At 67.7% G+C, this 11,033-nt stretch carries 7 protein-coding genes and 1 pseudogene; 5 read left to right on the top strand and 3 right to left on the bottom strand.

The genetic code is table 11. The features are described 5' to 3' along the window. Positions 1 to 1,401 (bottom strand): annotated as a pseudogene (locus VMJ11_RS17065) (phosphoribosylformylglycinamidine synthase); the annotation flags it as partial. A gap of 495 nt (positions 1,402 to 1,896) precedes the next feature. Between VMJ11_RS17065 and VMJ11_RS17060 the strand changes: the two are divergent. From VMJ11_RS17060 to pgi, 3 genes are all read left to right on the top strand, one after another. Continuing rightward, positions 1,897 to 3,192, top strand: a complete 1,296-nt coding sequence (locus VMJ11_RS17060) for an FAD-dependent oxidoreductase (protein ID WP_325620565.1) — start codon at positions 1,897 to 1,899, stop codon at positions 3,190 to 3,192. Between the two features lie 171 nt (positions 3,193 to 3,363). After that, the gene (locus VMJ11_RS17055; protein ID WP_325620564.1) at positions 3,364 to 4,956 is read left to right on the top strand and encodes an NAD(P)H-hydrate dehydratase; all 1,593 of its coding nucleotides are present in this window, start codon (positions 3,364 to 3,366) and stop codon (positions 4,954 to 4,956) included. Positions 4,957 to 5,206: 250 nt separating this feature from the next. After that, on the top strand, positions 5,207 to 6,826 hold the full coding sequence (gene pgi / locus VMJ11_RS17050; RefSeq protein WP_325620563.1) for a glucose-6-phosphate isomerase: 1,620 nt from the start codon (positions 5,207 to 5,209) through the stop codon (positions 6,824 to 6,826). Between the two features lie 40 nt (positions 6,827 to 6,866). Here pgi and VMJ11_RS17045 read toward each other — a convergent pair whose 3' ends face one another. Then, the gene (locus tag VMJ11_RS17045; RefSeq protein ID WP_325620562.1) at positions 6,867 to 7,625 is read right to left on the bottom strand and encodes an ABC transporter ATP-binding protein; all 759 of its coding nucleotides are present in this window, start codon (positions 7,623 to 7,625) and stop codon (positions 6,867 to 6,869) included. A gap of 9 nt (positions 7,626 to 7,634) precedes the next feature. Here VMJ11_RS17045 and VMJ11_RS17040 point away from each other — a divergent pair, with 9 nt between their 5' ends. Both VMJ11_RS17040 and VMJ11_RS17035 read left to right on the top strand, forming a co-directional pair. After that, the gene (locus VMJ11_RS17040) at positions 7,635 to 8,387 is read left to right on the top strand and encodes an arylesterase (RefSeq protein WP_414694416.1); all 753 of its coding nucleotides are present in this window, start codon (positions 7,635 to 7,637) and stop codon (positions 8,385 to 8,387) included. A 183-nt stretch (positions 8,388 to 8,570) separates the two neighbouring features. Next, complete coding sequence (locus tag VMJ11_RS17035; protein ID WP_325620561.1) at positions 8,571 to 8,918, top strand: hypothetical protein; 348 nt, start codon at positions 8,571 to 8,573, stop codon at positions 8,916 to 8,918. Between the two features lie 91 nt (positions 8,919 to 9,009). On the opposite strand, the gene VMJ11_RS17030 is transcribed toward VMJ11_RS17035, so the two are convergent. Then, positions 9,010 to 10,950: a SurA N-terminal domain-containing protein gene (locus VMJ11_RS17030; protein WP_325620560.1), complete on the bottom strand. Its 1,941-nt coding sequence runs from the start codon at positions 10,948 to 10,950 to the stop codon at positions 9,010 to 9,012. Positions 10,951 to 11,033: the final 83 nt, after the last annotated feature.

The following is an 11,033-nucleotide window of genomic DNA, read 5'->3' as shown; positions in this document are numbered from 1 at the left end:
CAGCGTGCCCGCCGGCAGGTCCTGCTTGTGCGTGAGCGTTGCGCTGATGTTGCCGAGGCCGCCCGCGATCATGATCGGCTTGTGATAGCCGCGCACGGTGCCCGCGACGTTCTGCTCGTAGGTGCGGAAGTAGCCGCCCAGATTCGGACGGCCGAATTCGTTGTTGAACGCGGCGCCGCCGAGCGGGCCGTCGATCATGATCTGCAGCGGCGAGGCGATGCGGTCCGGACGGCCATAGGCCTTCGCTTCGTCTGCGGGATTGCGGTGCGCGAGCGGCGTAGCCGCGTCGCGCGCGTTTTCCCACGCTTCGTTTGCGTCCGGCAGTTCCAGGTTCGAGACGGTGAAGCCCGTGAGACCGGCCTTCGGACGCGCGCCGCGGCCCGTCGCGCCTTCGTCGCGGATTTCGCCGCCCGCGCCGGTCGCGGCGCCCGCGAACGGCGAGATCGCGGTCGGGTGGTTGTGCGTCTCCACCTTCATGAGCGTATGCGTGAGCTCGGTGTGACGGCCGTACTTTTCGCCCGGCTCGCCCGCGGCTGTGCCGTTGCGCGGGAACCAGCGCTCGGCCACGGCGCCTTCCATGATCGACGAGTTGTCCGAGTACGCGACGATCGTGCCTTGCGGGCTCACCTTCTCGGTGTTGCGGATCATCGCAAAGAGCGACATATCCTGGTCCTGGCCGTCGATCGTCCAGCTCGCGTTGAAGATCTTGTGGCGGCAGTGCTCGCTGTTGGCCTGCGCGAACATCATCAGCTCGACGTCGGTCGGGTTGCGTTCGAGCTTTTTGAAATTCTCGACGAGGTAATCGATTTCGTCGTCGGCGAGCGCGAGGCCCAGCTCGCCATTGGCCGTCTCGAGTGCCTTGCGGCCGCGGCCGAGCACGTCGACGGTCTGCATCGGCCTTGCCGGCAGTTCGTCGAAAAGATGCAGTGCCGCGTCGCGTGAGGGCGCCACGCTCTCGGTCATGCGGTCGTGCAGCGCCGCAGCCACCGCCGTGTGCGCCGCTTCCGACAGCGTCTTCTTGCCGCCGAGCAGGCCGCTCTTCAGGATCACCGTGTACTCGACGCCACGCTCGATACGGCGCACGTGCTCGAGACCGCAGTGATGCGCGATGTCCGTGGCCTTGCTCGCCCACGGCGACACCGTGCCGAAACGCGGCACGACCAGGAACGTCACCGCGCTGCCGCGCTCTAGCGGGTCCGCGAACGGCGCGCCGTAGTGCATCAGCGCTTCGATCTTCGCGCTGTCGTCAGCGGAAAGCGGCGTGGCCGAGTTGACGAAATGCAGATACTGGCCGTGCACGCCGACGATGTTGGCGTCGATACGCTGGAGCGTTTCGAGCAGGCGGGTTTGACGGAAGTCGGAAAGGGCCGAAGCACCGGGGAAACACGAGAAGTGGGCCATGGACTGGGGCGTTGCGTCGAAGTTGCGTCGCGGCTTCGCCTCGCGCGAAACGCGTCGCAAGGTGGCGATACGTTGCGCGGGGACGGCGGCGCTCAGGCGAAGGGAGACCGCGATTATAACCCGGAAGCCCCGCCCTGGCCGCCCCGGCCGGCCGCACCGCGCACTGGTTTGCGCCCCGGCGCGGCACCTTTTCGGGACTGGCCCGGCCGGCGGCAGGGCGTGCACTGAACCGCAGGGGCCGTTTTCGCGAGATGCGACGCACGTCGGCAGGCCGTCGGACCGGGCCAGGAAGCGTCCGAGCCCCGGCGCCCATCGTCCGTTCGAGAGGCGCGGCAACCCAGCTTCGCGCATGGCGACGCGGGCGGTTTGGCTGCTATCATTGCGCGTTTCGCCTGATCGGTGCGCCCAGCCATGGCTTCGGCGCGCTGCACGCCCCACCTTCGGCAAAGGCGCCCTCTCCCGACGGCGCGCCGCCTGCCTGCAGATCGTATCGTCATGGATGTCATCGTCATCGGCGGCGGAATCGCCGGCATCGCCACCGCCTACCAGCTGCGCGCGGCCGGGCATCGTGTCTGCGTGATCGAGCGCCACGCCACGGTCGCCCAAGGCGCGACCTACGGCCATAGCGGCATTGCACTGCCCACGCCGCTCGACGTCTGGTTCGGCCCCACCTTCCTGCGCAACGGCCGCCAATCCTCGGGTGGCGTGATCAGCAAGACTGGCTGGCGCGGCGAGGCGCACGGCTTCGTCAAACGCCTCGCCACGCTGCACGGCTCCGAGGCGTTCGCCGGCCGTTATGCGCTGCTGCGCCCGCTCATCGACTCGGCTCAAGCGGCGCTCGACGACATCGACGCACGCTTCCAGCTCGACTACGAGCAGCGCGACGGCCTGCTCTATCTCGTGCGCGGCAACGACGAATGGTCGCTCACGCAGCCGGCGCTCGAGCTGCTGCGCCGCTTCGAGACGCCCCACCACGCGCTCTCGCCCGCCGAATGCGTGGCGTTCGACCATACGATTCCAGCCGACCCGCCGTTCGCGGGTGGCGTGCGTTTCGAGAGCGGCCGGGTGGCGAATTGCCCGCTTTTCGTGAAGCTGCTCAAGCAGGTGCTCGATAGCCAGGGCGGCGTGCAGTTCGAAACGAGCCGCGAAGTGAGCGCGATTCGACTGGAAGACCAGCGCGCGGCCGTCGAGCTCGCGCCGCGTGCGCACGAAACAGGCCGCTCGCGCGACGTGGAGGTGATCTCGGGCGACGCCGTGGTGGTCGCCGCGGGCGCGCAAACGCCGCGCCTTCTCGCGCCGCTCGGCCGGAAGCTGCCGCTCTACCCGCTGCGCATGCACACGCTCAATTCGCCGGTGGCCCACGAGGAGTGCGTGCCGCAGACGACGATCGTCGACGCCGGCAAACGCATCGCCATCACGCGCATGAACCACCGGCTGCGCATCTCGGGCGCCGCGGTGCTGCTGCGCGCTAAGGAGGTCGACGAGGCGTTGCCTGAGGCGCTCACCGAGGACGCGCTCGCGCTGCTTGGCGAAGCCTCGCGCGACTGGGCGCCGGGGGCCGCACGCATCTCGGCAGCACTCGCGTGGGAAGGCATGAAGCTGCTCTCCGCCGACGGCTTGCCGGCGGTCGGCAACGTGGGCCACCCGCGCCTTTTCGTCAATGCTGGCCACGGGCCGGCCGGCTGGGCGCTCTCGCTCGGCTCGGCGCGACTCGTCGCCCAGCAGATCTCCAATACCGCGCCGGACCTGCCGGCCGAGACGATCAAGGCGCTCCGGCCAGGCCGCGATTAAGCGCCGACTCTCCGCATAAACGCGTGCAATACGCACGCATAGCGCCGGCACTGAGCAGGCGCTCGGCTGCGGCATTGCCGTGCCGCATTCGTCTACCTCGCTCACGGGGCGTGCCGTCTGAGGGCGGGCTCGGGTATCGTTGCGATGTCGCCTCCCCACAGCCGCCTCGCCATGACGCATGCTCCGCTCTCCCCAGCCGCCGGGCAACCGATGCTCCTCAATCCGCACGACCGTGCGGTCCCGCTTCTCACCGTTGAGCAATTGCGCGCCGCCGAAGCTGCGGGCCAGGGCGCGCTACCCGCTCACACGCTGATGGCGCGCGCGGGGGCCGCCGCCGCGCACTTCCTGCGCGAGCAACTCGCGCACGCCCCTTCGCCCGCGAGCGGCAAGCCGGTCTGGCTCGCAGCCGGCCCCGGAAATAACGGCGGCGATGCGCTCGTCGTCGCCACTGAGCTTCATCGCGCGGGCGTAGCGGTCGAGGTATGCATGCCAATCGAGGTGAAGCCCGAGGATGCGCGCTGGGCGCTCGCTCAAGCACGCGCAGCGCGCGTGCCGATCGCCACGGCGCCGCCACTTTCGTTTGACGCTTACGGCTGGCTCGTCGACGGTCTGTTCGGTATCGGTCTCGCGCGCGGGCTCGAAGGCGTGTTCGGCGAGATTGCCGTGCGACTCTCGGCGCGTGCGCGCAGTCATGGCCACGTGCTCGCGCTCGATGTGCCGAGTGGCCTCGATAGTGACACTGGCAACGTGGTCGGCGACGGGTCGGCAGTGCGCGCAACGCATACCGTCACCTTCATGGCCGCGAAACCCGGCCTGTACACCGGCGCGGGCCGCGACTACGCGGGGACGGTGGCCGTCGCGCCGATCGGCATCGACACCGAAAGCACGCAAGGCGCCGTGCGCCTGAACGCCCCTTCGCTCTTCGCCGGCGCGCTGCCCGCACGTGACTTCGCCACCCACAAGGGCACGTTCGGCACACTCGCCGTCGTGGGCGGCGACACGGGCATGTGCGGCGCGCCGATTCTGGCGGCGCGCGCGGCGCTTCTCACCGGGGCGGGCAAGGTTCAGGTGGGCTTTCTCGGCAGCGATGCGCCGCCCTACGACGCACCTCACCCCGAACTGATGCTGCACGCGGCAGCCAGGCTCGCGCTCGGTGAGATGGATGCTGTCGCGGCGGGTTGCGGGATGGGCGGGAGCGCGTCGGCGCGCCAGCTCGTCGACGGCATCCTGAGCCTTCAGGCTCCCGTGCTGCTCGACGCCGACGCGCTCAATCTCGTCGCGCGAGACGAGGCGCTCGCGGCGCACGTCGCGCAGTCGGCGAGCGCGCGCGGCGTGCCTTGCGTGCTCACGCCGCATCCGCTCGAGGCGGCGCGCCTGCTCGCTTGCGACACCGCCGCGGTGCAGCGCGACCGCCTAGCGGCGGCGCGCGCACTGGCCGCCCGCTACGCGGCCGTCGCCGTGCTCAAGGGCAGCGGCACCGTGATCGCCGCGCCGGACGGCCGCGTCGCCATCAACCCCACGGGCAACGCGGGACTCGCGACGGGCGGCAGCGGCGACGTGCTCGGCGGCATGATCGGCGCGCTGCTCGCGCAGCGCCTGCCGCCCTACGAAGCGGCACTGGCAGGCGTCTACCTGCACGGCCTCGCCGCCGACACGCTCTGCGCGCAGGGCGAAGGCCCGGCGGGCCTCACGGCCGGCGAACTCGCGCCCACGGCGCGCAAGCTCATGAACCGGCTCTTTTACGCGCCGACGTACGAGGCCTGATGCGCGGCGGCGAACGCCGCACGCTCGTTCGCGCGGCACGGCGCTTGCTACGCAGCACGGTTCGCCGCGCCGCGACGCACAGCAGGCGTCGCAAGCGGCACGACGTCGCGCGAGCCCGCTATACTGACTCTCCGCACGACGTTTCCCACAGGAGGCGTTGCGTGCTCCCAGCGGCGCGCGAAGCGCGCGTTCGGCCTGACCGGCGAACCGCGCCTGCCGCCCTCCATTCGTGATCCCTCGCTAGACGAACATGACGAATCCGCTCCCCGCCTGGTCCGCGCTACAGACGCATTACGAACAGATCCGCGACGAAAAGCTGCGCGACTGGTTCGCACCCGCCAACGACCCCGCGCCGAAGCGCGCAGAACGCTTCACGTTCGCGGGCGGCGGTCTCGCCGCCGACTTCTCGAAGAACCGCATCACCGAAGCGACGCTCAAACTGCTCGTGCAACTCGCGCACGAGGCCGGCGTCGAGGCACGCCGCGACGCGATGTTCAAGGGCGAAATAGTCAACCCGACCGAGGGCCGCGCGGCGCTGCACACGGCCTTGCGCGCCACCGAAGCCGACGCCCCGTTCCACGCGCAGATCCTCGCCGAGCGCGCGAAGATGGCGAAGTTCGCCGACGCCGTGCGCAGAGGCACATGGACAGGCTACACGGGCAAGCGCATCCGCCACATCGTGAACATCGGCATCGGCGGCTCGGACCTCGGGCCGAAGATGGTCGTGCACGCGCTCAGGCATCTCGAACTGCCCGAAATCACGTCGCACTTCGTATCGAATGTCGATGGCGCGGACCTGTGGCGCACGATCGAAGACATCGATCCGGAAGAAACGCTCGCGATCATCGTTTCGAAGACCTTCACGACGCTCGAAACCATGACCAATGCGCTCTCGATGCGCGACTGGTTCGTGAAGCACGGCTGCCCGGAAAACGCGCTGGCCAAACACTTCGTGGGTGTCTCGGCAAATCCGGCCGAGGTCGTGAAGTTCGGCATCGCGAAAGAAAACGTGTTCGAGATGTGGGACTGGGTGGGCGGCCGCTACTCGCTGTGGTCGGCCGTGGGCCTTTCGATCATGATCGCGATCGGCCCGCAGCAGTTCGACGAGCTGCTCGCCGGCGCGCATGACATGGACCAGCACTTCCGCGAAGCGCCGCTCGAGAAGAACCTGCCGGTGCTGCTCGGCATGATCGGCGTCTGGTATCGCAACTTCTTCGGCTCGCAGAGCTATCTGGTTGCACCGTACTCCGAAGCATTGCATTACCTACCCTCGTATCTGCAACAGCTCGAAATGGAGAGCAATGGCAAGTCGGCGCGCCTCGACGGCAGGTTCGTCGATTACGCGACGGCCGCGGTCACCTGGGGCGAGCCGGGCACGAACGGCCAGCACGCGTTTTTCCAGATGCTGCACCAGGGTCCGACGATCGTGCCGATCGACTTCATCGCCGTGCTCACGCCCGAGCATCCGCTTGCCGACCATCACCCGAAGCTGCTCGCGAACTGCTTCGCGCAGAGCGAGGCGCTGATGCTCGGCCGCACCGAGGAAGAAGCGCGCAAGATCGCGGGGCCGGACAAGCCCGAGCTCGTGCCGCACATCATGTTCCCCGGCAACCGCCCGACCACCACGCTGCTCGTCGACGCACTCACCGCACGCTCGCTCGGCGCGCTCATCGCGCTCTACGAGCACAAGGTGCTCGTGCAGGCATCGGTGTGGGATATCAATCCGTTCGACCAGTGGGGCGTCGAGCTCGGCAAGATTCTCGGCAAGGTGGTCGAAGCCGACCTGACCGCGGCGAGCGCCGATGTGAAGGCGCATGATTCTTCGACGGCCGCGCTGATCGCGCGCGCTCGCGCGGCGCTCAAGCGTTAAGGAAGGCAGGTGCGGCGTCGGCGCGCGCCGCATTGCCGGGCTAGCGCCCGGCTTCGACGCTGTTCGTGTCGTGCGGCGCGGCGCTGCCATGCGCCGCGCTGCCCACACGGTGGCCCGCTTCGATCGTAACGACGGTGTCGCAGCGTTGCGCAAGATCGATGTCGTGGGTGACGAGCACGAGCGTCGCCCCATTGGCGCGATTGAGCTCGAACATCAGATCGATGACCGCATGGCCCGTGGCGGCGTCTAGACTGCCGGTGGGCTCGTCGGCAAATAGCACTGCCGGGCGCGTCACGAATGCGCGCGCGAGTGCCACACGCTGCTGCTCGCCGCCCGAGAGCAGCTTCGGGTAGTGGCCCGTGCGCTCGGCCAGGCCCACGCGCTCGAGCAACGCGCGCGCCCGTGCGAAAGCTTCGCGCGTCGACATGCCGCCCTGCAATTCGAGCGGCAGCGCGACATTCTCCAAAGCGGTGAGATGCGGCATGAGCTGGAACGACTGGAACACGAAGCCCACCGCGCCGTTGCGCAGCGCCGCGCGCTGGTCTTCAGCCAGGCCGGTGAGTTCGTGGCCGAGCAGGCGCACCGAGCCCGCACTCGCGCTGTCGAGACCAGCCAGCAACCCGAGCAGCGTAGACTTGCCGGAGCCCGAGGCGCCGACGATCGCCACGCTGCTGCCCGCCTGCACGGTCAGGTCGATGCCGTCGAGGATCGTCAGCTCGCCGGTGGCGTCGGTGACCCGCTTGGACAAACCCCGTACTTCGATGACTGGATCACTATTCATTCGCACATGATGACGCATAGGTTAGCCGTGAACCCACAGCGCGCCGCGCGGCGCACCGCCCTTGCCCTCGCACTCTCGCGCATTTTGGTCTCGTTCAGCGCGTTTGCCTCCATCGCCATCTTCGCCGCTGCAGCCATACTCGGTATAAGCGGTAACGCGCTCGCCGCCACGGCTATTCCCACAGCCAACGCCGCGGAGAACCCCGCCGCCACGGCAAAGCCCACGATCGTCGTGCTCGGCGACAGCCTTTCAGCCGAATATGGCCTGCCGCGCGATACGGGCTGGGTCGCGTTGCTGCGCGCGCGTCTCGCCAGCGAGCGGATCGATTATAGCGTTGCGAATGCGAGCATCAGCGGAGACACGACGAGCGGTGGCCTCGCGCGTCTGCCGCTCGTCATGCAGCGCATCAGGCCCTCGATCGTGATCGTCGAGTTGGGCGCGAACGACGCGCTGCGCGGCGTCCCGCTCGCCACGACCGAGAGCAATCTGCGCGCCATCGTCGCGCAGATCCGCAAGGGCGACGCGAAGCCCGTGCTGGTGGGCATGTACGTGCCACCCAATTACGGCCCGGACTACACCCGGAACTTCCACGCCATCTACGGACAGCTCTCCAAGGAATTAAACGTGCCGCTCGTTCCCTTCCTGCTGGCCGGTCTCTCCGACAAGCCCGAGCTTTTCCAGGCGGACCAACTCCATCCGACCCAGCAGGCACAGCCTTTGCTGCTCCAGAACGTGTGGCCGACGCTCAAGCCGTTGCTTGGCAACAGCGTGCGGCACTGACACGGCAACCAGGCGTCCCCGCGCTCGCCCCGCTCTGGGGCCAGCCGCCGGGTGCTGAGGGCCGCTCAGGCAGTGTCGCGGCGGACAACAGGCGCCGCGCGGCCGGCCACTGTTTGCGTCAGACGCGCGAGCCCGACAGCCGCACCGTCTGAATCCGACCGACCCAGACTGGAGGGAGAAAACGTGAAATATTTACCCCTTATTGTCGTCACGGCGGCACTTGCCGCCTGCGCGAATCAGCCAATGCCGAGCGGAACGCAATCCGTCGGCACAAGCCAACAACCGCCCGCAGTCGTTGCGCAATGCATCGCGCAAAAGTGGGCCGATAAATCGCAGCAACAGGTCGTCTCGCAGTCCATGCTCGCGAACAACCAGGCCATCGACGTCTACATGCCGGGCCAGCAGCCGCCTAACGGCGCCGCGGCGACGGTGCGACCGGCATGGAGCGCCAGCGCGAAGACGTGGGTCGGCTTCCGGTCAGGCAGCGGCGCGAGCGGCGACGCCACCGGCGACGTCAGCGCCTGTCTCTGACAACGCGCCAGTCAGAACGCAAAAGCCCCGCAATTGCGGGGCTTCTTTTCATCGGCATCGTGCGCCGGTGGATGGCTGGCCGAGCGGCGGCTTACTGAGCGCCGTCACCCGACTGGCCCGAGGAACCCAGCGAGCCGTACAGCTTGACCTTCGAGCGCTCGCGCAGCGCGTCGAGGTAGGCCTGCGCCTGCGACTGGCCGCTCACCTGCGCGAGTTGCTGCTGCGCAGCGGCAAGGCGCGGGCCCTCGGCGGCCGGGCCGTTGGTCACGCTGTTCACACGGTAGATGGCATAGCCATCGTTGCCGAGATCGACGCCCACATAAGCAGGTGCCTTCTGCGCATCGGCCTTGAATACGGCCGAAAGCGCATTGGGCGGCAGGCCCTGGGCGTCGTTGCGCGTCACCTTCAGCGCCGACGAGAAGCCTGCGGTCGAGTTCGACTTCTGCAGTTCCGCGAGCTTCGCCTCGCCGTCCTTGCGCGCCATCTCGGCCGCCTGCTGCGCGACCACCTTCTGACGCACGGCGTCCTTGACGGCGGCGAACGCGGGCACGGCGGCCGGCTGATAGTTCGTCACGCGCGCCGAGATCAGCGTGTTGTTGCCGACGTCGACCGCCTGCGTGTTGTTGTGCTGGTTCACCGAATCGCTCGCAAACACGGCGTCGAGGAACTTCTGGTTGTTCAGCGGGCTGTCCGGCGGCAGCGACGCGTTCGGCTTGGGCGTGACCGTAGCGCTCTGGATCGTGAGCTTGTACTTGTCGGCGGCCGGCTGCAGGGTCTTGGACTGCTCGTAGACAGTTGACGTGAAGCCGTCGCTCGCGTCGGCGAGCAGCTTCGCCGCCTGCTGGGCCTTCACGTCGTTCGTGATCTGCGCCTTCACGTCGTCGAACGGCTTCGTGACCGCCGGCTTCACGTCCGTGACCTTGACGATGTGATAGCCGAAGTCCGACTGGATCACGCCGCTGATCTCATCCTTCTTGAGCTTGAAGACAGCGTCGTCGAACGCCTGGCCGCCCGCAATCATGCCCGGACCGAAGTAGCCGAGGTCGCCGCCCTTCGAGGCCGAGCCCGGATCCTGCGACTCCTTCTGCGCGATCTGCGCGAACTGGTCCGGATGCGCCTTCACTTCGGCAAGGATCGCCTCGGCCTTCTGCCTGGCCGCGTTGCGATCGGTTGCGCTCGCATCCTTCGGCACCGTGATCAGGATATGGCTCGCGCGCACTTGTTCCTGCGTGCGGTAGTGCGCGATGTTGTCGTCGTAATACTTCTTGAGATCGGCGTCGCTCGGCTGCACGCTCGCGGCCACCGTGGCCGCCGAGAGCACGAGATACTGGATCTGCGCCGTGGCCGGCGTGGCGAAGTCGTTCTTGTGCTCGTCGTAGTAGGCCTGGAGCTGCGCATCGGTCGGCTGAACCTTGGCCGCATAGTCGCTCGCATGGAACGCCAGACCCTGCACTTCGCGCTGTTGCTCGGAAAGCCCGGTCAGTTGCTGCGCAAGGGCCTTCGGCGTGAACGTGCTGCCGATGATCGAGGCAGGCAACTGCTGCATGGCGAGGCTGTAGCGCACGCGCTCGTCATACTGCTCGGGCGTCATGCCCTGCATTGCGAGCAGTTGCTTGTATTGGTCGAGATTGATCGTGCCGTCGGGCTTCTTCAGCGACGAGATCACCGGATCGGAAAGCAGCGCACGGCGCACGGCCTCGTCCGAGGCGGTGAGATGCAGCCGCTGCGTTTCGTCCACGAGCACGCGCTGCTGGATCAGGCCATCGAGGATGTCCTGGCGATGCTGGGGCGTATCGAAGAGGCTCGCATCGAACTGCGCGCCCATGATCTGGCGGGCCTGGTCGAGTTGCTGACGTGCGGCGTTGTCGTACTCCACACGCGTGATCTTGTGCCCGTTGACGCTCGCGACGTTCGCGCTTTCATCGAAGAAGCCGCGGAAACCTTGTATACCGACGAAGCCCAGTCCTGGCAAGATGAACAGGAGCAGCATGAACATCATCAGGCGTTTGTGATTGCGGAAAAAGTCGAGCATGCGTGACCAGACGTTGAGGGCGCCAAAAAATGGAACGCCCGATATTACAACAGCGGCCAACAAAAAAGGCGAACCGGAGTTCG

Origin of the sequence: Paraburkholderia sp., from assembly GCF_035501035.1 — a bacterium.
Taxonomy (GTDB): domain Bacteria; phylum Pseudomonadota; class Gammaproteobacteria; order Burkholderiales; family Burkholderiaceae; genus Paraburkholderia.
The sequence above is the reverse complement of the archived record's forward strand: the minus strand, read 5'-3'. Positions and strand labels throughout refer to the sequence as shown.

Coding starts and splice junctions, on each gene's coding strand:
- VMJ11_RS17060 (WP_325620565.1), top strand. CDS start 1,897: ATGGATGTCATCGTCATCGGCGGCGGAATCGCCGGCATCGCCACCGCC.
- VMJ11_RS17055 (WP_325620564.1), top strand. CDS start 3,364: ATGACGCATGCTCCGCTCTCCCCAGCCGCCGGGCAACCGATGCTCCTC.
- pgi (WP_325620563.1), top strand. CDS start 5,207: ATGACGAATCCGCTCCCCGCCTGGTCCGCGCTACAGACGCATTACGAA.
- VMJ11_RS17045 (WP_325620562.1), bottom strand. CDS start 7,625: ATGCGTCATCATGTGCGAATGAATAGTGATCCAGTCATCGAAGTACGG.
- VMJ11_RS17030 (WP_325620560.1), bottom strand. CDS start 10,950: ATGCTCGACTTTTTCCGCAATCACAAACGCCTGATGATGTTCATGCTG.